Origin of the sequence: Jeotgalibacillus sp. R-1-5s-1 (assembly GCF_004405105.1) — a bacterium.
GTDB lineage: Bacteria > Bacillota > Bacilli > Bacillales > Jeotgalibacillaceae > Jeotgalibacillus.
This window is the reverse complement of sequence record NZ_SORW01000012.1, coordinates 64881-85472: the sequence shown is the minus strand read 5'-3', so window position 1 is coordinate 85472 and position 20592 is coordinate 64881. Positions and strand designations below refer to the sequence as shown.

22 protein-coding genes and 1 pseudogene are annotated in these 20592 nt (G+C 42.2%); 14 read left to right on the top strand and 9 right to left on the bottom strand.

Translation table 11 applies throughout. The annotated features are described in order from the left end of the window. Nucleotides 1-66: 66 nt before the first annotated feature. Nucleotides 67-663 carry a DNA-3-methyladenine glycosylase gene (locus tag E2491_RS05715; RefSeq protein ID WP_134373844.1) on the top strand — a complete coding sequence of 199 codons (597 nt, stop codon included), beginning with the start codon at nucleotides 67-69 and terminating at the stop codon, nucleotides 661-663. Nucleotides 664-679: 16 nt separating this feature from the next. After that, a complete protein-coding gene (locus E2491_RS05710) occupies nucleotides 680-1681 on the top strand; it encodes an acrylyl-CoA reductase family protein (RefSeq protein ID WP_134373842.1) in 1002 nt (333 codons plus the stop codon). A 69-nt stretch (nucleotides 1682-1750) separates the two neighbouring features. Here E2491_RS05710 and E2491_RS05705 read toward each other — a convergent pair whose 3' ends face one another. The 3 genes from E2491_RS05705 to E2491_RS05695 form a co-directional block, all read right to left on the bottom strand. Further along, entirely contained in the window at nucleotides 1751-4144 is a 2394-nt protein-coding gene (locus E2491_RS05705) for a bifunctional diguanylate cyclase/phosphodiesterase (RefSeq protein ID WP_166805801.1), read from the bottom strand. 533 nt (nucleotides 4145-4677) lie between these two features. Then, nucleotides 4678-5832 carry a PstS family phosphate ABC transporter substrate-binding protein gene (locus tag E2491_RS05700; RefSeq protein ID WP_134373838.1) on the bottom strand — a complete coding sequence of 385 codons (1155 nt, stop codon included), beginning with the start codon at nucleotides 5830-5832 and terminating at the stop codon, nucleotides 4678-4680. Nucleotides 5833-5844: 12 nt separating this feature from the next. Next, on the bottom strand, nucleotides 5845-6294 hold the full coding sequence (locus tag E2491_RS05695) for a helix-turn-helix domain-containing protein (protein WP_208528041.1): 450 nt from the start codon (nucleotides 6292-6294) through the stop codon (nucleotides 5845-5847). 289 nt (nucleotides 6295-6583) lie between these two features. On the opposite strand from E2491_RS05695, the gene E2491_RS05690 reads away from it, so the two are divergent. The 5 genes and pseudogenes from E2491_RS05690 to E2491_RS05670 all read left to right on the top strand — a co-directional run bounded on the left by E2491_RS05690 (nucleotide 6584) and on the right by E2491_RS05670 (nucleotide 9507). Beyond that, complete coding sequence (locus tag E2491_RS05690) at nucleotides 6584-7360, top strand: threonine/serine exporter family protein (RefSeq protein ID WP_134373834.1); 777 nt, start codon at nucleotides 6584-6586, stop codon at nucleotides 7358-7360. A gap of 15 nt (nucleotides 7361-7375) precedes the next feature. After that, nucleotides 7376-7819: a threonine/serine exporter family protein gene (locus E2491_RS05685; RefSeq protein ID WP_134373832.1), complete on the top strand. Its 444-nt coding sequence runs from the start codon at nucleotides 7376-7378 to the stop codon at nucleotides 7817-7819. A gap of 137 nt (nucleotides 7820-7956) precedes the next feature. Next, a complete protein-coding gene (locus E2491_RS05680; RefSeq protein ID WP_134373830.1) occupies nucleotides 7957-8187 on the top strand; it encodes a hypothetical protein in 231 nt (76 codons plus the stop codon). A gap of 309 nt (nucleotides 8188-8496) precedes the next feature. Continuing rightward, nucleotides 8497-9000 (top strand): annotated as a pseudogene (locus tag E2491_RS05675) (GrpB family protein); the annotation flags it as partial. A 12-nt stretch (nucleotides 9001-9012) separates the two neighbouring features. Beyond that, nucleotides 9013-9507 carry an NUDIX hydrolase gene (locus E2491_RS05670; protein WP_371414459.1) on the top strand — a complete coding sequence of 165 codons (495 nt, stop codon included), beginning with the start codon at nucleotides 9013-9015 and terminating at the stop codon, nucleotides 9505-9507. Between the two features lie 41 nt (nucleotides 9508-9548). On the opposite strand, the gene E2491_RS05665 is transcribed toward E2491_RS05670, so the two are convergent. Continuing rightward, nucleotides 9549-11387: a methyl-accepting chemotaxis protein gene (locus tag E2491_RS05665; RefSeq protein WP_134373828.1), complete on the bottom strand. Its 1839-nt coding sequence runs from the start codon at nucleotides 11385-11387 to the stop codon at nucleotides 9549-9551. A 282-nt stretch (nucleotides 11388-11669) separates the two neighbouring features. Here E2491_RS05665 and E2491_RS05660 point away from each other — a divergent pair, with 282 nt between their 5' ends. The 5 genes from E2491_RS05660 (at nucleotide 11670) to E2491_RS05640 (ending at nucleotide 14318) form a co-directional block, all read left to right on the top strand. Continuing rightward, entirely contained in the window at nucleotides 11670-12314 is a 645-nt protein-coding gene (locus E2491_RS05660) for a TVP38/TMEM64 family protein (protein WP_134373826.1), read from the top strand. 209 nt (nucleotides 12315-12523) lie between these two features. After that, complete coding sequence (locus E2491_RS05655) at nucleotides 12524-12940, top strand: NUDIX domain-containing protein (RefSeq protein WP_166805800.1); 417 nt, start codon at nucleotides 12524-12526, stop codon at nucleotides 12938-12940. Between the two features lie 84 nt (nucleotides 12941-13024). Then, nucleotides 13025-13399, top strand: coding sequence for a hypothetical protein (locus tag E2491_RS05650; protein ID WP_134373821.1), 375 nt, complete (start codon nucleotides 13025-13027; stop codon nucleotides 13397-13399). Next, the gene (locus E2491_RS05645) at nucleotides 13396-13851 is read left to right on the top strand and encodes a DinB family protein (RefSeq protein WP_134373819.1); all 456 of its coding nucleotides are present in this window, start codon (nucleotides 13396-13398) and stop codon (nucleotides 13849-13851) included. Before E2491_RS05650 ends, E2491_RS05645 begins: the two co-directional genes overlap by 4 nt. Nucleotides 13852-13904: 53 nt before the next feature. Then, nucleotides 13905-14318 carry a VOC family protein gene (locus tag E2491_RS05640; protein WP_134373817.1) on the top strand — a complete coding sequence of 138 codons (414 nt, stop codon included), beginning with the start codon at nucleotides 13905-13907 and terminating at the stop codon, nucleotides 14316-14318. A 104-nt stretch (nucleotides 14319-14422) separates the two neighbouring features. On the opposite strand, the gene E2491_RS05635 is transcribed toward E2491_RS05640, so the two are convergent. Next, nucleotides 14423-14716 (bottom strand): putative quinol monooxygenase, encoded by a 294-nt coding sequence (locus tag E2491_RS05635; protein ID WP_166805799.1) that lies wholly within the window; start codon nucleotides 14714-14716, stop codon nucleotides 14423-14425. Nucleotides 14717-15035: 319 nt separating this feature from the next. On the opposite strand from E2491_RS05635, the gene E2491_RS05630 reads away from it, so the two are divergent. Continuing rightward, nucleotides 15036-16304: a S8 family serine peptidase gene (locus tag E2491_RS05630; protein ID WP_134373813.1), complete on the top strand. Its 1269-nt coding sequence runs from the start codon at nucleotides 15036-15038 to the stop codon at nucleotides 16302-16304. 145 nt (nucleotides 16305-16449) lie between these two features. Here the strand turns inward: E2491_RS05630 and E2491_RS05625 are convergent, their stop codons facing one another. From E2491_RS05625 to nagA, 4 genes are all read right to left on the bottom strand, one after another. Further along, a complete protein-coding gene (locus E2491_RS05625) occupies nucleotides 16450-16737 on the bottom strand; it encodes a putative quinol monooxygenase (RefSeq protein WP_134373811.1) in 288 nt (95 codons plus the stop codon). A gap of 19 nt (nucleotides 16738-16756) precedes the next feature. After that, on the bottom strand, nucleotides 16757-17068 hold the full coding sequence (locus tag E2491_RS05620; RefSeq protein ID WP_256369343.1) for a DUF4181 domain-containing protein: 312 nt from the start codon (nucleotides 17066-17068) through the stop codon (nucleotides 16757-16759). A 112-nt stretch (nucleotides 17069-17180) separates the two neighbouring features. Continuing rightward, nucleotides 17181-18332 carry a GGDEF domain-containing protein gene (locus E2491_RS05615; protein ID WP_134373807.1) on the bottom strand — a complete coding sequence of 384 codons (1152 nt, stop codon included), beginning with the start codon at nucleotides 18330-18332 and terminating at the stop codon, nucleotides 17181-17183. 151 nt (nucleotides 18333-18483) lie between these two features. After that, the gene (gene nagA / locus E2491_RS05610) at nucleotides 18484-19626 is read right to left on the bottom strand and encodes an N-acetylglucosamine-6-phosphate deacetylase (RefSeq protein WP_134373805.1); all 1143 of its coding nucleotides are present in this window, start codon (nucleotides 19624-19626) and stop codon (nucleotides 18484-18486) included. A gap of 168 nt (nucleotides 19627-19794) precedes the next feature. Between nagA and E2491_RS05605 the strand changes: the two genes are divergently transcribed. After that, entirely contained in the window at nucleotides 19795-20538 is a 744-nt protein-coding gene (locus tag E2491_RS05605) for a cupin domain-containing protein (protein ID WP_134373803.1), read from the top strand. Nucleotides 20539-20592: the final 54 nt, after the last annotated feature.

Sequence of the window (20592 nt, the reverse complement as noted above, 5' to 3'; positions counted from 1 at the left end):
ATATATCCCGTTTCAAACAGGACTTACAAAGGGAAAAGCAGAAGAATATAAGCATGGAAAGTTGGGATGCGGATGGAACGGATTCCTTTGGATCAGTCTTTTTATGAAATAAGTGCTCTGGAGCTTGCACCTGCCCTTTTAGGTAAGCTGCTTGTGAAAGAGACGGCAGAGGGACTGGCATCCGGTATCATTGTGGAAACAGAGGCATACATGGGGGCTGAGGATCGTGCTGCTCACAGCTTTGGTAACCGGAGAACACGAAGAACGGAGATTATGTTTGGAAAAGCCGGCTCTGTTTACACATATCAGATGCATACACATACTCTGGTGAATGTTGTGGCAGCTGAGATTGATACACCTCAGGCCGTGCTGATCAGGGCGGTCGAACCTGTTGATGGACTGCATTTAATGGAGCAGCGGAGAAAGGGGCGAAAGCAGCTTGAATGGACGAGTGGTCCTGGAAAGCTGACCAAAGCGTTAGGGATTGCGATGTCCGATTACGGAACTCATTTTACAAGACGGCCGCTTAAGATTTGTGAGGGCTGGCCGGAGGGTTCTTTTGAAGTAGTGTCAGGACCAAGAATAGGGATTGATAACACAGGTGAAGCGCGCGATTATCCGTACCGTTTCTGGGTGAAAGACAATCTCTATGTATCAAAATAGCAAAGGGGAGAAAATCATGTCGTTAACATTTCAGGCAGTGATGGTGGACTTAAAAGATGATCAGGTAGAGGCGCAGGTAAAAGAGCTATCTGAAGAAGATCTTCCAAAAGGGGAAGTGCTGATTAAGGTTGCATACTCAAGCGTGAATTTTAAAGATGGACTTGCTGGATTGAAGGACGGGAAAATTGTTCAATCGTATCCGTTTATTCCGGGAATTGATTTGTCAGGGACGGTCGTTTCCTCAGAGGACGACCGTTTTAGTGAGGGCGACCGGGTAATTGCGACGAGCTATGATATTGGTGTCACTCATTTTGGCGGGTACAGTGAATATGCGAAAATACCTGCAGACTGGGTCGTGCCATTGCCGGATGATTTATCACTCAGAGAAGCCATGATTTTTGGAACTGCCGGTTTTACGGCTGCATTATCTGTACATAGACTTGAGCAGACAGGTATTACCCCTGAATCCGGAAAGGTTCTCGTGACCGGATCTACAGGCGGTGTCGGCAGTATGGCTGTGGCGATGCTCGCTAAACGGGGATATGATGTTACTGCGAGTACAGGAAAACAGTCAGAGCATGATTTCTTAAAAGCCCTGGGAGCAAACGAAGTGCTGTCACGCGATGCAGTGTATGATGGCGGAAAAATCCGGCCGTTAAGTAAAGGGAAATGGATAGCGGCAGTGGATCCGGTTGGAGGAGACAGCCTGGCTGCGGTGTTGAGTGAAATGAAGCAAAATGGTGCAGTAGCTGTAAGCGGTCTGACAGGTGGAACTAAAATTCCGACTACGGTGCATCCATTTATCCTGAGAGGTGTCAGTCTGCTTGGAGTTGATTCAGCGTATTGTGCGATGCCTCTGCGTAAAGAGATCTGGGCACGTCTCGGTCAGGATTTGAAACCTGATGATCTGGAGCTGCTGGTCAATCGTGAGGTTCCTTTGAAAGAAGTTCCGCAGGCGATGCAGGATATTATAGAAAGTAAAATTCGAGGTCGTGTGCTGGTGAAGGTTGAGGCATAAATAAGAAAGTCTTGGGTTATAAGATAGAGAAACAGTGGACTCCATCAGGAATCCACTGTTTTTTAACGGCTATTCAGCCAGTCGCTGAACAGACTGACTGATAAGCTGGGAAGTCAACTCTTCAAATGTTACTGGAGGACTGTACAGGTAGCCCTGATAAAAAATAGATTCTCTCGTGGCGAGATATTTTCTCTGATCCTCAGACTCCACTCCCTCAGCAATGACTTCAATTTCCAGCTGCTCCGCCATATTGATGATCATATCCACAACAGCCTGATTTTTGGGGCTGATCAGCAGAGATTGTACAAATGATTTATCAATTTTAATAATATCCAGCGGGAAATCCTTTAAGTATTGAAGGGATGAATAGCCTGTCCCAAAATCATCAAGCGAAAGTTTAATGCCCATTTCCTTTAAGCTGTGTAAGGTCGGAAGGGACTTTTCCACATTCTGAATAACCGTTTCAGTCACTTCAAGGACAAGGCAGTGGGGAGGCATGCCTGTTTCTTCTAAGACTTTGCTTACGAGCTGTGGGAAATTCTCCTGCTTAAACTGGATGGACGAGATATTCACAGCAAGGTGGCCGGGCATGTAATTTGATTTTTTCCACTCTGTAAATTGCGTGCAGGCCTTTCGCAGCACCCATTCGCCGATCGGTAAAATCAAGTTCGTTTCTTCAGCTAAAGGAATAAAATCTGCGGGAGGTACTGTACCCAATTCTCTGCTGTGCCAGCGGATCAGCGCTTCGACTCCATTAATCTGATTATCATGAATAGAGACAAGCGGCTGATAATAGACCTCCAGTTCTTCATTCATAATGGCTTTTCTTAAACCGGATTCCATCTTCATTTTACTTGAAATTTCGTCATTAATTTCACTTGTGAAAAATTGAAAATGTGCCCCGCCGAGCTCTTTTGCTTTGTACATGGCCATGTCTGCATGCTTAATGAGCTCATCAGCAGTTATGCCGTCCTGTGGATAAAGGCTGATCCCGATAGACGGAGACATGAAAATCTCTGTATTCCCTATTAAAAAAGGCTCTTTAAAAGCTGTTAACACGGCATTAGCCTTTGTGCTGATCTGAAAAGGAGAACTGGCAGGGGAGAGGATAATAAATTCATCTCCACTTTGTCTTCCAATCAAATCCTCATATTTTAGCAAATTACTCATTCGATCCGCCATAGCCTTCAGCAGCAGATCCCCTGTCTGATGTCCGTAAACGTCATTCACCTGTTTAAAGCGGTCCATATCGATAAAAGCGGCGGCGACTTCCTGACCTGCGTTACTTGCTGAGTGGATCATCTTTCCAAGCTCTTCATTCAACATACGCCTGTTAGGAAGGTTCGTCAGTGGATCCTTATAAACAAGCTCTTCAATCTTTTTCTGCTGTTTGACTCTCTCGGAAATGTTTCTGATTATCCCTGTGTAGTAAAGCTGACTTTCATTTTTTACAGATGAAAACGACAGTTCAATCGGAAAAGTCTCATTATTCTTATGTTTTCCTTTAAGAACAAGGGTCTGTTTGTCATTGTCCGTTGAAAGTTCGTAACCTGGCAAAATGATGGATAAGGGTTGATCCATCATCTCAGACTTTCCATATCCGAAAATCGTTTCTGCAGCCTTATTCCAGGAAAGAACAGCCCCGTTGGCATCAGTGGTGATGACGGCATCATTGGCAGCATCCATAATTGAGCGGTATAGCTGATCAGTCATTGTCAGCCTCTGATTTGCCAGCGCCATTTTTTTATCATAAAAAATGACGATAAAAACAAAAGATAAAATGACCAGCATGGCGATGGCAATAATAGAACCAATCGCATTTTGATCCAGTCCGGTCACGTCCTCTATTGCGTGATGCACAGAGTGATCGAATGTTGCTGAAGCCATTCCGGTATAGTGCATGCCTGAGATGGCGATTCCCATGATTACCGCGCTGATAGCAGGTCCAATAAAGGCACTGCTGTTTTTCTGGAACGAAAAATAGATGAAAATTCTCAGTGCTGCATAGGAAGCAACGACCGCAATCAGAGCAGATAGTGCAACAATCCACAGGTTATACACAATATCAGCCTGCATTCTCATGGCTTCCATTCCTATGTAATGCATAGATAAAATACTGATGGAAATGAAGACGGATCCAAAAATAATCACTCTTGACGTGATGACTTTCTTATTTAGTAGTAGAAAAGCGGTAAAGCTGGAAATAGCGGCAAAAACAATGCTGAGGAACAGAAGACCTGGATGATAGGAGACGGGCATGTCCAAATGATAGGCAAGCATCGCCACAAAGTGCATGCACCAGATGCCAGCCCCGAAAATGAGGCTTCCTGATGTCAGCCACAATCCTTTTCGGTTTCTTTTGTTTTCCTGAATCATTTTTTTCACAAGGAGTAAGGCGGCATAAGAGGAAAAGATCGCGATAAGCAGTGAGCCTGTAACGAGAAACAGATTGTATTCTCCCATGAAAGATCCTCCAGTCTGTGGGGCTTGGCTGTGTTCGGGTGTAAACAGGAAAATAATAAGAAATAGTCCTTTATACGTAATAAAATAATAGTTCATTATTCTCTGATAGACAAGCTATTTATTTTGCATTTGAAAATAATTGAAATTGAGATAAAAAAGTGCCTGGTCATTCCAGCGCTTTTGGAGTTGCGCGTCTTTGGAATGATCAGGCACTTTTGTTTTTTAAAATTTATATCCCTTAATGTTAAAAAGATCCAGTCTAAGAAAATGGATCCTCTGGTTTCCATTCTCGAAAAATAAAATAGGCAAGCGTGACCAGGATGAAGGTTGCAAAAGGAAAAAAGAAATTCCAGGATGAGAAGCTTACTGATTCTAATTGAAAATATATCAGTGAATACCAAGCTTCAAAAATCATGTTCAAAAACAATTAATCACAGGACCAACCCAGAGCTTTTTAAAATACCAAGAGCTAAGGCATCCTAAGCTGATTGTAACACTTGGAACAATAACGAGTTGCCAGATAAAAGGATCTATCATTCCTTTACTCCTACATATCCCGTTTCTTCAACAATCCACTGTCCTTCTTCAGAAACAATCCAGTCAATGAGCTTTGTTTCGTTTTCTGTACGTTCCCCGACTGTGATCGCATAAAATTCAGATGCGATAGGATAAGATCCATCACGAATTGATTTTTCTGAAGGAGGCACACCATCAATGGCAAGCAGTTTGATATCTCCATCACGATGCATTTCTGTAGAAAAGAAGCGGAATGAATAACCAATGGCATTTCCATGATTTCGATAATCAGAGGTTTCACGTATGATCCCGCCCATACCGGAAACAATCTCTTTAGCAGGAGCCTCCATTAATGGAATATCTCCCATCAGATTTTCAAGTGCTGTCTGACTCCCACTATCATCAGGACGCTGAAAAGCCTGAATTTTTTCATTTTCTCCGCCAACCTCATTCCAGTTTGTAATTTCCCCGGAGTAGATCTTCTGTACCTGTTCCATCGTTAGAGAGTCAACAGGATTTTTGGCATTAACGAAAAATACAAATGCTTCCCGGCCGATTGGCGTCATTTCTAACGTATGTCCTGCATCTTCAGCTGCTTTAATCTGGCGCTCGGATGGTCCGGCAACGAAAATAATATCCGTTTCTTCCTTGATAAGACGTGTGTAAGCTTCGTCGGTTTTTGTGGATAATACAATTCCGTCAGTATTATTCACATGTGGATAATGTTCCTCAGGATAAACTGCCTGGGCAAATGCGGAATACACAGGATATAGTGCAGTTGCCCCATCCAGCTCTGGAAGATCACCTGAAAGCCCCAGTGAAGCCGCTTGTTCTAACGAGACAGCTTTTGTTTCTGATCCGAACGGTTCATATTCGGTCAAGTCTACCTCAGCTGAGTTTGTAATACGTTCAATATAAAGATCATAGCCGTACCGACTTATTAACACAATTATGCACAAACCTACAAAAGTGCTCACTGTGATCCCGAATTTTTTCCCTTTTAGTTTTTCAAATATCCCCATCACTAAGATGAAATAAAGCATAAAAGAGGTAATCCATATGAATATAACGCCTGTTGAACCAAAATTAAAATAAAGTGTAAAACTTAAAAATACGGTTATAAACAGTAATCCCATTGCTAAAATGATTGACACAAACGTTTTCCAGATCATAAGTGTCCCCCTTTATTGTATTAACTGCTTAAAACGTTCCAGTGCTTCATTTTGATCAAACGTGCTGTACCAGCGAAAGTGCTGCTGATCAATGATGCGGTAATGCTGACTGATCAGGTTCTGCTGGAGAGTGTAGCCGTTTTGTGAATCGATTTCTCTCCACCAGACCTTACCGCCCATCGTTTTTCCGTAAGGCTCTTCCGGTTTTCCAAATGTAACAAGGCGAATCACCTCAAGCGGTTCGTTACCAAGCGTATTCTGCAGAATCTCGCTGTTTTCGAATAGTGCCGTAAAGCTCACCACAACATTCCATCCCGGCAGCGTTCGTTCTTTTTCAATCTGGACGAGTGTTTTTTTTGAAATGCCGAGAATTTCCGCCATCCGATCCTGAGAAAGTGACTGCTCTGTTCTGATCAGTTTCATTTTTTTTGCAATGTCCTGTACAACCTGTTCTTTTTCCATTTTCATTACCACCTAATTAGGGTTAAAGTATACTTATAGTGTAATTTTACACTAAAAATCACTTTGGTCAATATCTTTTTGGAAAAAATTATAATCCTACATCTGTTGGATTCAAGTATGATCCCCCTGAAAAAGCATATTAAAGAGTGTCATTCAATACAGAATAAAATGACTTTGTTACACGTGAATAAAAGCTATCTTTACAATGATTTAATGACCATTCTTACAAAAAATCATGATACACTAGTACCACAATTTACGAACGAAATGGTAAGACTGGAGCGATCAAATGGAAATCGATAACTTGGAACAATATTTGGAAGAGCAGTATGACATTATGGACGTGAGTCTGCTGGCCGGGAAAATTATGCTTGAAAGCGGAGCGGAGACCTACCGGGTTGAGGACACGATGATGAGGATTGCAAAAAATTACGGGATCAAGGAATCCCACAGTTATGTGACACCGACAGGCATTATGTTTTCCATTGAAACAGAAGAGCCAACGAAGACGAAGCTGATCAGAATCTCAGACCGAACGACCGATTTGAAAAAAGTGATGCAGGTTAACAGTATTTCACGGAGGATTGCCAATGGAGAGCTTGATGTTCAGCAGGCTTACCGGATCTTAAAACGGATCCAGGTAGCAGAGGAAACGTATCCATTGAAAATCCGGATTGCTGCGGCTTCGATTTCAAGTGGCTGTTTTTTAATGATGTTTGACGGGTCCTGGGCAGATTTTCTTCCTGCAATGGTCATTGGCGGAATTGGTTTTGCCAGTGTTGTGTACTTTCATGATTTAATTCTGCTTAAGTTTTTCTCTGAATTTATGGCTTCTTTAATCATTGGATTGCTTGCTGCCATCAGTGTGCTGACGGGACTTGGGCAGGAGCTGGATAAGATTATTATCGGCTCAGTAATGCCGCTTGTTCCGGGATTATTAATTACGAATGCCGTTCGCGATCTGATTGCCGGTCATTTTATATCAGGATTGTCCAAAGGAGCAGAGGCATTTTTAACGGCTTTTGCTATTGGATCAGGAATCGCTGTGATTGTGACGTTCTTGTAAGGAGGGGAGAAAAGGATGGATATTTTGATTCAAATCATTACGAGCTTTATTGCAGCGGCGGGGTTTGGCATTATTTTTAATGCTCCGAAGGAATCTTTGTGGAAATGCGGTTTTGTTGGAATGATTGGCTGGATGACCTATTTTCTCCTCTTTACGTTTGGGATAGGGGAAATACCGGCAACGGTTACAGCAGCCTTTTTAATTGCTGTGATCAGTCAGTTTTATGCGAGAGTATATAAGGCGCCCATTATTATTTATATTGTATCCGGAATTATTCCGCTTGTACCTGGTGGAACCGCCTATAATGCGATGCGTGCTTTTGCGACAAATGATTATAATACAGCGGTCCAATTTGCTGCTAAAGCTTTTTTGATTTCAGGTTCCATTGCAATGGGGATCGTGTTATCTGAGGTTATTAACCAGCTGTTAAAGCAAAGCAGGCTGAAGAGGATAGGATAAGTATGAGATTGTCTGATAAGACTGTCTCATTTTTCTATTTTAAATGGAATTTTAAGAATAATTGGTAAATAAAGTGATTTTATGTTAAGATTATCCTTGAAGACAACGAGAGGGATTGTGCATAAAGGAGAGTCGACATGAAGCATAAAATTGTTTTTTACATGGCTTGTCTTTTTGTTATGCTTCCATTGATTTTGTGGAGCACAATGAATGCTAACACAGATCTCAGGTTTACCTTATTAAATGGTCCATTCCCCTTCAGTCATTTGGGAGGCGGTCCGTTCCAGCTTGCCTTTTACAGCAGCTTGGTCATGATAGGGGTGCTATTATTTGGCGCTGGTGTCAGACTTAAGAATTTACAGAAATAGATGAACGAAAGGCTGCTGATGCATCTAATTCAGCAGCCTTTTTAATTGTGTTTGAAAAACCGCTCTCCAAATGGAGCAGCTTTTTGATTTTTTCGGGTTGGATACTAGGTATATGGACATGATCCTGCGAAACTCACACGAAATTCTGTGAACGTCTAAATCAAAACCACCAGTTCTCACTGGTGGTTTTGATTTGAATGTAAAATGACCAATTTTATAAGTCTATTATAACATACAAATAAATCCATTTTAACCCTGTTTTTGTTTTGATCTGCCGGGTAAGATGGAAGATGGGAAGGGCGTGTCTGGATGAAACTTGGATTATCGAGGGATGAGGTACGAATTGTACCATATACACATGAGTGGGAAGTTGAATTTGAACAGGTGAAACAGTCCATTTTAGGACAGATGGATGGAGAAGAGTTACAGGTTGAACATATTGGAAGCACAGCGATTCGTGGTATTAAAGCTAAGCCGGTTATTGATCTGCTAATGGGTGTAGATAATCTGGATGACGTTGAACCGTATATATTTAATGGATTGAAGAAGGCGGGTTTCTTAAGATTGAGAGTTGAAAGACCTGGCGAAATCGTTTTTGCCCTTTTTGCCGATCCTGACTATAAAATTAAAACGCATTACCTTCATTTAACTGAGTACGACCGACCTTTATGGCGAAACCTGATCTTTTTTCGCGATTATTTAAATGAAAACAAAAATGCCAGGGATCAATATGGAGCGATTAAAAATGACTATGTGAGTGAGTGTACAACGGGGATCGAGGCTTACACCGAAGCTAAAACAGCCTTCGTAAAAAGCATTTATCAATTGCGTCCGGGAGCAGGAAAGGTGAATAAGCCGTTTGGCGTCTACGGGGTCAACGTGGAGAACGGTAAAATACTTGTGATTCGAAAAAACAGAGGTCCTTATCAAAACCGGTTTGACTTGCCGGGTGGCAGTCTTGAAGAAGGAGAGGCCTTAACGAAAGCGCTCCATAGAGAAATTGCGGAGGAAACGGGCCTGAGTGTACTTTCAGCAAACCAGATTGGCACATCAGATTTCTTGCTGCCCTCACACTGGCAGGAATTCGATTGGATCCATCATATTGCTGTGTTTTATGAGATCAGCACAGGTGGAGACCTGGTGGCGCCAGAAATATTTGAAGGACAGGATTCTGAAGGAGTTGTCTGGATGGCATTGGAGGATCTGACGATAGAAAATGCATCACCGCTTGTATGTAAGGCATGCAAATGGATTCAGACAGGGATTTTTGAAAGTGAGCGGGAGGAGTATTTGGGGTGGAGGGTGAAGGAGAATGAATAAAAAAGTGTGAACCTCACCGGAGATTCACACTTTTCTTTCATTCAATCCACCTTAAAACGTTTAATCTGCTCTTCAAGTGTCTGTGCTTTTTCGCGTAATTCCTGAGCCTGGTTAGAAATGTCACCAACAGTGGCTGTCTGTTCTTCGGCTGCTGCAGCAACCTCTTCGGCAGCCGCAGCTGTCTGCTCGATCACGCTGGCAATCTCCTGTACATTTTCAAGTGACTCTGCTGCACTTTTTTGAAGCCTGTCAAATAGTTCATTGATAACTTCAGTATCCTTTTCACCACGTTCGGCTGCTTCAAGAATGGCCCGCAGTGCGCCGGAGGCTGAAGACATCATGTCAGCCTGTTGTTCAACGAGCTTCACGTTATGTTCCATCATACTGACGGTTTCATGCGTTTCAGTCTGAATTGTGTGAATGAGATCAGCGATTTTTGCTGCAGAATCACTGGACTGCTCTGCCAGTTTTCGTACTTCCGATGCTACAACAGCAAACCCTTTACCGCTGTCACCTGCTCTGGCTGCTTCGATTGCTGCGTTTAAAGCAAGAAGGTTTGTCTGACCGGCAATATCTGTGATGGTCGTAATAATGCTGTTAATTTCGCCCGAACGTGCTCCAAGCTGCTGAACTGCTTGAGAGGACTGATGAACGCTTTCCGTTATTTTCTCTAAATGGGTGACGGATTCATTAATAACATCATTACCGCTTCTGGCCAGACGTCCGGTATCGCTCAGATTATCGATTGTACTGAGAATGCTTGAGTGTCCGTCTACTGCTATTTGGTGCACTTCTGTGCTGGATTCAAGAATGGTGTTGGACCGGTCAGCCTGAGTCGTTGATCCAGTCGCAACTTCCTGAATGGATACAGCAATCTGCTCAGAGGTCATACCTGTTTCCGTCGCTCCTGTTGCTAAAGATTTAGCTGTCTGGTTTGTATCCACGGCGGTTTGACTTATGAGCTGAATCATCGTTGTAAATTGAGTCCGCATATTCAAAATGGATGCAGCAATGACGCCAATTTCATCCTTACGATGAGCGTAATCCTGAGCTGCATCATTTTTCTTTGTCGTTAAATCATAACCGGCAAGCTCTTCCACCGTTCCTGATAAACGTCTGATTGGCTTAACAATGGACCTGAGGCTGATCGCATTATAAACGACTGAGGCAACAAGTAAAAAGATTAATACAACTAAAATCGTATTGAGAACAGCCTGCCGATCCGTTGCTGCCGTTACTTCAGCAGATGTTCTGGCATCAAGGATAGCGAAAAATTCGTCAATGGACGACATAATCGTCGCTTTTTCAACGTGATAAGCGGTATCATGCATGATTCGTGCTGCAAATTCACTATTTGATTCACCTGGTTCCTTTAAAACTTCTGCTTCAGGCGTAACAATGTCTTTTACAGCATTCATGGCAATGACTTCCGTATTAACAAGTGTATTAGAGTTTGCTTCTGCTTCTGCAAGTTTTCCCATCTCTTCTTCGGTAAAGCCTGCATCAATCATAAGCTGATTAAGGGAGCGCTGAACATCGCTGTCTGGACGCGGAGCCTCACCGGATGCAGCATAGAAATCCCAGTAGATGCGCTCATAGTTTTCCGGACGTGGCACCTCACCGTTCCTGATCGCTAAGACGCTGAAATACATTTCTTCATAAAACGGATCTCCTGTGATGACATATGTACGTGCTAATCTAGTGAGATCATCCGAACTTTGCCGTAACTCATCCGCTAACAAGTATGACTCAAACCGGTTTTCGTTACTTTCCGCAATTTGTGCATTATTCTGTGAGGAAAAAAACGAAAATAAAGCGATCGCAATAATATTTGCCACCAGCAGCCCCGTCATCATCCAGCTTTTCTTTTGAATGCTCAACAAAAATCCCTCGCTTTCCTAAATAGTTATAAAGTTGTAGTTCTTTATAATTAAAAATACCCGCTACAGCTTACTGTAAACAGGTTGTGTATAATGAAATAAATGTAATAGTACTTAAAAATGCGGCTGCATACATTAGATTTTTCGTCTGACTCTGGATAGCAGAAGTCTGTAAACATTTGAAATATGACAAAATATCAGATTCCCATTACGATAAAAAGATCAGTTATTTAAAAATGAACGTCTGTTTTTTATTCAAGTAGTATAACGAGGTGGAAGGTTATGAGGAAGTGGGGATGGATCGTACTTATAGTGATCATCCTGGCAGGTCTGATTATACTAAATCGCACTGTACTGGATTTATCACCTGAACGGATCCGCAATTGGATTTTATCATTTGGTATGCTGGCACCACTTTTATATGTTCTATTTTATTCGGCGAGACCTTTCATTTTATTTCCAGCATCGGTTCTTTCTCTGGCAGGAGGACTGGCATTTGGGCCCGTGTACGGTACGCTCCTGACCATTACGGGTGCAACAGCAGGGGCTATTCTTGCTTTTATGTTTGCAAAAAAAGCTGGTGCAAGACGGATTGAAACAAAGCTTGGTGATAGAGGGAGGAAGTTGCAGGATCAGTTGGAGCACAACGGCTTTTTTATTGTATTGCTATTGAGGCTTGTACCCATATTTAATTTCGATTTAATCAGCTATGCAGCAGGCGCTTCTAAAATCAGACTGCTTCCTTTTTCTTTAGCCACATTGATCGGGATTATTCCGGGAACGTTTGCATACACATTCCTGGGCTTCAGTGCAGGTTCGGACAGCTCCGGAACCATTGTATTGGCAATTTCGATCTTCGCTATTGTTTTTATTGTTCCAATGCTTTTCAGAAACAAAATCAAAGCTTACCTTCAGAATCGAGCATAAAAACCAGACAAAGAATGTTCTTTGTCTGGTTTTTGGTTTAAATATAGATCATTTCAGGTAAAAGGGTAAAAATACTCAGAAAAGAATCATAAATAGTGATAAAGTTTTCGTTTTATCATTTTTTCATGTTTGAAAGTATTCAATGGATTTACTCGTGCAGAGACATTATGACTAAGGAAAATACATCTGAAGAAAAGGTGGTGTTTTTTATGATCAGGTTTGGTATGAAGCAGGAAGACGTAAATTATCGGTATGCAAGAATGGTGTTCGGTGTCTGTTTTAAGGATCAGCATTTCCTATTGGTTAGGAATGACAAAGGTGAATATTTTTTGCCTGGCGGGGAAATGGAAGTGAACGAACAGGAAGCTCAGTGTTTGCTTAGAGAGTTTGAAATTGAAACAGGTTATAAAGCATTTTTGAGTAAGTGTATCGGCAGGGCAGAGCATCACTATGATCAGGATGGGGAGAACATCCAGCAGGAAGCCTCCTTTTATGAAGTGTCACTGAAGAGAAGAAATAAGATTGCTGCTGGATATGATCTGACATGGATGACAAAAGAAATGGCTAGGGAAAGACTGCTTTTGGAGCATCACAAATGGGCGATTGAACAGGTAAATCATTTTTAAATGGAAAATATCATCCAAAAAGCAGGAATGATGAGCAGCCCCGAAGAATGTAATAAATAGAATAGATAAAGGGAGCTGAATCGAATGACAACCTATACGGTGCTGCTCATCTTCTATCCTGCTGCATTTTTTATGATGGGCATTTTTCTCGGACTTATATTGAAATCTAAGATGTGGAGTCTTCCAGCGGGCTTATTTATTGGATATGTACTGTCAAATGTGGGCTTTTTCTTTCTGACAGAAGGAGGGTTTCCAGGCATTGAGCAATGGGATGATGGAAACGGATTTTCTGTTTTTCAAGGGATCGAATTTTATGAATGGTTATCCATCTTATCTACTCCAAACTTCTTTACCTTGTTCTATATCGGCCTTCTGTTATGGGGGACGCTGATCATACAAAAGTTTACCCGAACGATAAAAGCATCCGGCTTTAAAAACAGAGAGGAAGTTCGTTCATGAAAAAATTGTTTTATTACAACTGGCAAAAGAGACAGGAATGGTTCGAGTGGGCTTCTGAGCTTTCAGAGGATGAGTTGCTGTTGAGACGAACAGGCGGAATCGGGAACATTCTTGAGACGCTGCTACATATTGTGGTGGTAGAAATCGGTTGGCTGAAGGATTTAAAAGGAGAGCGGTTTGAAGATGATCTTTCGGAATTTACAACCCTTCAAAAAGTAAGGGAGTTAAACGACCAGTATCATCATGAAATCAAAGAATATGTGGAAAACTGGTCAGCAGACCGGGAAGATCAGCTGATCGAAATAGAAGGAGAATCCTTTACTGAGGGAGAGGTGTTGAATCACATGATTGTTCATGAGGTTCATCATTCAGGCCAGCTGTCTATCTGGTCAAGGGAGATCGGGAAGAAACCGGTTAAGGCTAATTATATTCACAGGGGATTGGGTGTTTAACCGATTTAAGGATTAGCATTATAGACTAAAAAAATTATGGATGGAGGGATTTCATGTTCAGAGTAGGCAGTATATTTATACCAGTCACAAATATGGAACAATCATCAAGATGGTACGAAGAGAATTTTGGAGTGAAGATCATCGATGTGTGGGAAGGTGGAGCGGGGTTTTATTTCCCTGATAGTGACACGCAGCTTGGACTGGTTAAGGTGGATTCTCCGCAGGTGTCTGAATTTACAACCAGTGAGAATCAAAGGAACGGATACTTTAACTTTGTAGTTGAGGATATTGATGAAACATACCGATCACTTCAAAATAAGGGGATCAGAACTTCTGACATTGGCGAGTTCGGAGGGATGAAGTTTTTTGATTTCTTTGATCCGGATGGAAATCCGTTCAGTGTAGTCAATGAGGTAAAAGGTTCACCCTTCCACCGGGACAGCGTGAGAAAAATGCAGGTGAAATAATGTGAGAGCTGTTCTATTTTGAAAGTACATATTGAGTAGTGTGAAGAATGATTTAAACAAAAAATGGGCGGCCATTGTATCAGCATGGACGTCCATTTTTATATTTATTTTCTGGCATCTAATGTATAGAGCCTTTCCATGCCTGTAATAATAGGGAGCGTTTTTGATACAAGTGTCCGTGTGACGTCCATATTTAAGGATTTTTTATGGGCGTCCTCACTTGCCCATACTTCATAGACAAATACTGCGTCGGGATCTTCATCTGATGTGCTGACGCTGAAGATTTCACATTCCTTATTCTTTACCATGTTTCTTGAAGCTTCAGTTAAAAGGGCAGCTAGCTCTTCTCTTTTCCCCTTCTCAGCAACGATTTTTCCGTACCCACCGTATAATGTCATCTGATTTTCCCCTTTTAGTCTGATTATACACTTTTTGGCAATAGGTAAGATAGAGGAAATAATAAGCTTTAGTAAAAAAACATCAATTTTATTCATAAAAAAAATATTTTGAGAGCGATTTAGTTTTATATTTTATCAGAATTTTCCCAACATTAAAGATTGATAAACACAAAAAGTACGTGTGAAGTGTTACATATAAAGGGAATGATACCCCTTTACCGTATCATAAATACGTTAATTTTCCCGATAAACAATATTCTCCCCCTCTGTTAGGATAAGTCTATTCACAAAATATTTTGACAAAAAGGAGTCGGGGGAAATGAAGAAATCGAGAAGTATCGTTATGAGTTTATTATTGGCTGCAAGTTTGGCAGCGCCAGCGGGGGCAAGTGCTGCACCGGATGCTCAGGTTAACAATGCTGAGAAGTTCCGAGTGTATGTAGAGGTAACAGGAGATTCTGCACAAAAAACAAAAGCGTCACTTCAAAAGCAGTATGATGCGCGCTGGGAGCTTAGTGCGAATGGATTTTCAACTGAAATGAATGCCGCACAATTTAAGGCCCTTCAAAACAATAAAAATCTTAAATTAACGAAAGTGGAAGAGGTTCAACTTGATACATATAGAAGTAAAGAAAATGTGACCGCAGCATTTTCAGCACCTGCTGACCAGACGCCTTGGGGCATTCAGGCAATTTATAACGATGCAAATGTAGCTTCAACGTCAGGTGGATCAGGCATCAATGTAGCCGTTTTGGATACTGGTGTATTCACAGGGCACCATGATCTTGCAGGAACGGTCGAACAGTGTAAGGATTTCACACAGGCAACACCGCTTGTCAACGGATCTTGTAACGATGTAGACGGCCACGGAACACACGTGGCAGGTTCAGTACTTGCGGATGGCGGCAGTGATGGCACAGGAGTTTATGGTGTTGCGCCAGATGCAGATCTTTGGGCATATAAAGTGCTTGGTGATGACGGCTCAGGTTACTCAGACGATATCGCAGCAGCGATCCGTCATACAGCTGATCAGGCGGTTGCTACTGGAACGAAAACAGTTATTAACATGTCACTTGGATCGTCTGTAAAAAACAGTTTAATTGCTGATGCGGTTGAATATGCATACGGGAAAGGTGTTCTAGTAGTAGCAGCTGCGGGTAACTCAGGCTTCCGCGTAGGGTCAATTGGTTATCCGGGCGGTCTGCAAAATGCGATTGCGGTAGCAGCTCTTGAAAACCGCTTTGAAAATGGTACGTATCGTGTAGCTGACTTCTCATCACGCGGTGTTCGTGGAGGAGCTGGTGACTACCTGATCCAGGAAGGTGACGTTGAAATCTCGGCACCAGGTGCAGCCATCTTCTCAACATGGCCAAATGGCGGTTATAACACAATCAGTGGTACATCTATGGCGTCACCACACGTTGCAGGACTTGCAGCAAAAGTGTGGGCTGAAAACCCTGGCTTCTCTCATGTACAGCTTCGCACAGAACTGCAAAATCGTGCGAAAGCAAATGACATCCTTGGCGGACGAAGTGCAGCGGCTGGCGATGACTTAGCATCAGGATTTGGATTTGCAAAAGTAAACTAAACGATGTACAAGCCCGGGGTGAAGACTCCGGGCTTTTGGTTCGCTTAAAAGAGAATGTCAGGTAGTGTGTGCTCAGATGAAATCCTACGCAGCATTTAAAGATCAAAAAAACCGGAAAACAAGTTTTCCGGTTTTTTCGATCTGTTTAACTTTCCAGTGTATACAGTCTTTCCATGCCCGCAATCACCGGACGTGCCTGCTGAATCATCTTCTGTGTTACATCCAGCTGAAGAGAGGCCTGATGAGCCTCTTCATTTTCCCAAACCTCGTATACAAAAACAGCATCCGGTTCTTTTTCAGTAAAGCTCACACTATATACATAGCATTCCATGAGCTTTTCCATTTCCTCAGAAGCCTTCTTCAATATTTTTAGTAGCTGGTGCCGCTGCCCCTGTATGGCAGTGAGCTTTCCGAATAATACAAATTGATTCAATCTGATCACCTCAGCTGTTTTAAGATAAAAGTGCAAAAAGCGGTACCATACCAAACAAGTAAGCACTGCCAATCAGCGAAATGACGTATCGGCGTTTGTCTCGTTCTAAACGCCACTCAAAAATCGCTCGTGTTGCATGAACAAGTGCCAGACCGACCGGAATTGCATAGATAACGGATGGAAAAGGAAATAAGAGAAAGATACCAGCATAAGCTCCAACCAGAACCATAAGCTCAGTCATCAACTGGTAACGGTGAGCCCGTTTATAAAAGGGGCCTTTATCTCTTGGAATATCGAGCCGTTTAATCAAATACCACTCCGTTAAAACCATAAAAAGTACATAAATACTAAATACTAAGAGGATGTCCCCGATGGTCAAATCTCCCTTCAAGCATTCATTTTTCTTTATCATTTCATTTTATGGTAAAAAAATCAATCAATCATTAAGCTTCCTTGACGACTGAGCATTCCCGGTCAATCATTTTTTCCTTATACATGGAATAATCAGCCTGATGAAGAATTTCATCCATTCCCCGTCCATTTAATGGGAACACTGCATGGCCGATCGATGTCCGGAGTTCAATCAGTCTTCCGGCGACTGGTCGTTCACGTTCAATCGTCATCCTGATCTTTTCTTTAGCGGACTGGATTTGATCTGATGTGCTGATCCCATGCAGAACAATTACAAATTCATCCCCGCCAAGCCGTGCAGCAAAATCCTCCTCACCAAGTGTTTCCTGGATGGCATCGGACATCATGATTAAGACGCGGTCTCCAAATCCATGTCCATGCGTATCATTGATTTGTTTAAATCCGTTCAAATCCAACAGAAACAATGTAAAAGGTGTTTTAGTTGAAAGTGACCGGTCTATTTTTGAATGCAGATATTCGTTTAAGTATTTACGATTTGGAAGCCCGGTTAAATAATCGTGACTGGCAATTTTCATCATACGCTGGTGAGCTCGGTAGTTAACGGCCAGACTTAGACCGTATGTCCAACCGATAATCCAGAGGATGATGACCATAAATAAGTAGGTATTATAAACGTGATCAACACCACTGTTAAAAGCACCCTGACTTGCTAAAACCATTCTTCCCACAAAGAAAGCGCCAATAATCGTAAAGACAACTGCCGAAAGTCCATAAATTTTTCGCTCAATACCTGTTGTTCGCCACATCAACACGTATGCTGACAAAAAGAAAATGGCAAGGGCAAGTGAGTCATGAAACAGATAACGTGTTGTAGTGTCATCCTTATTGATAAAAGCAATAGTGATAGCATATAAAATGACAGATATCATGATTCCCATTCTCCATTTTTCTTTACCTAAGTGACGGAACCTCATGATTCCCTCCAGTATTAAAAGAGGAGCGGCAATAGAAGCCACATTGTTTATGACAATAGCATAAGTACCAATTGTGGGCATGATCAACATGACCATAAAACCAAGTCCCCCGATTATGGCTCCCCATGCCCAAAAACCAAGACCTTTTTCATCAGAGTTCATTCGCCAGGTTAACGTCATGACAACTGCCGAAACAAGAGCCAGCATGCTGATGACTAATGCCAGGGTGATCGTATCAAGGCTGACCATAAATACCACACCTTTATTATAAATTTTTACAAATAAACTTACTTTTATTATAACTTAAATGGTATAAAAGTTATAGGTTAAATGTACTATATATTTGATAAAAAATAAAAAACCAGTGTGTTACTGGTTTTAAATTCCGATAAAATGTCCGTTACATCTTATTAAAGGCAACCACTCCATTGATGATGGTCGTGACAACTTGATAGTTTTCATTCATCACAACAAAATCAGCATCTTTTCCTTTTTCAATACTTCCTTTTCGGTCAAAAATCCCTAATTGCTTTGCCGCATTTTCTGAACTTATTTTGACCAGCTCTTCGTCCGTAAGCTCTATGATATCGGTTATATGCTGAACCGCTGTTTCCATCGTCAGAACACTTCCTGCCAGTGTTCCATCAACGAGTCTAGCTGCCTTTCCAAGAACCTCGATCTTTTGCCCGCCAAGGTCATACAGACCATTCTTCAATCCCTTTGCCCTCATTGCATCTGTAATCAGAATCAGTCCGTCTGCTCCTTTTTGCGACCAGGCCAAACGCACAGCATCCGGATGGACATGAACCAGATCCACGATTAATTCAGCTTTCAGCTCTGGATGCAGGAGGGCGGCTCCTGTTACTCCTGGATCCCGGTGATGAAAAGGACTCATCTGATTATACAGGTGTGTTACCTGTGATGCGCCGGCTTCAATAGCATCCAATGCATCTTGATAAGAAGCATTGGAATGCCCAATTGACATCACAAGCTCTTTGGCATACCTCCTGAAAAAAGCAATTCCTCCGGCAAGCTCCGGAGCAGCTGTCACGACTTTAATAGAGTGACCCGATAATTTCTGAAGGGAATTAAACCAGTTTTCATCCGGTTCTGTCATAAGCTCACGGTTCTGTGCACCAGCTTTATCAGGAGATAAAAAAGGGCCTTCCAGATGAATACCGAGAAGTTCTGCACCTGAAACTTGCTGGTCCATAAACGTCCCTGCATTTTTTACAGCGTTTAAAATTGCTTCCTTGCTCTGTGTCATCGTCGTTGCAAGAAACGACGTAACACCTTCCCTTACCAGACCGTCTGCAATTGTCTGAAGCGCTTCGGAAGTCGCATCCATTACGTCCGCTCCGTAAGCGCCATGGATGTGTGTGTCGATGAAACCAGGTAGAAGGTGATATCCATCAGGTACCTGCAGAACATCACCAGCCATTCCTTCTGTTTCATGACCCAGACGAAAAATACGTCCGTTTTGAATTTGAATAAACCAATCTTTATTATTCTTTTTTGTTTGTATAATTAAAGGTTGAGTCATGTAAGGCTCCTTCTATCAGTAAATTAGAATAAATATCTGCTGAAAGTAAGATATATTAAGAACCGCACTGATTACAGAGATTTTACACGTTAAATTGGATAAAGGCTGACCTTATAAACTTATTGCGCATAAACTAACCATAAACCCACAGAAGGGATTGAGGTTAATATGTATAGTCAGAATGATATGTATCAGTATCCCTACCAGTCAAACAGTATGAATGAAGGTTCTTTTTATCACTATCCATCCCTACCCATTCCAAACCCGCCACTATCAGACCAGGGTCCGAACCCCTTCACGATCAACATCAACCAGGCTACACTTCAAAACACGGCTTTCCGTCGGGCTTTGTGGACAGGGAGTCGGCTTCAGGTGACGCTGATGTGTCTGAATCCCGGTGAAGACATTGGAATTGAGATGCATTCTGATGTGGATCAGTTTCTGCGCATAGAGCAGGGACAGGGAATAGTGATGATGGGCAAGTCGAAGGATCAGCTTGATTTTCGGAGAATGGTGATGGATGACAGCGCGATTCTGATTCCAGCCGGAACATGGCATAACCTAGTCAATACAGGAAGCATTCCGCTGAAGCTGTATTCTATTTATGCACCACCGAATCATCCTCGAGGAACGGTTCATCAGACAAAAGCAGATGCAGAGGCGGCGCATCACGAGCCCGATTCAGTATTCGGCAAAACACCTGATGAGTGGGTTATGCATACCTCCTACCTTGTAAAAGAAGGTCTTGAGGACGTACGGAAAGGTGTGAATGCACTTCATATTCTCCAGGAATTTATTTTGATGGGCGTATTGGTCGGCAAAGGATATACGCCTGAAAACGCTTATAAAACAGTAGAAGATTGGGAGCGGACAGGGAAGTCAAAGCTGCTTCAGCAGAGTAAAAAATTATGAGTAAAGAAAGCCGCTAAAACTCTAAGGTTCTAGCGGTTTTTTTTGAAGTCAGGG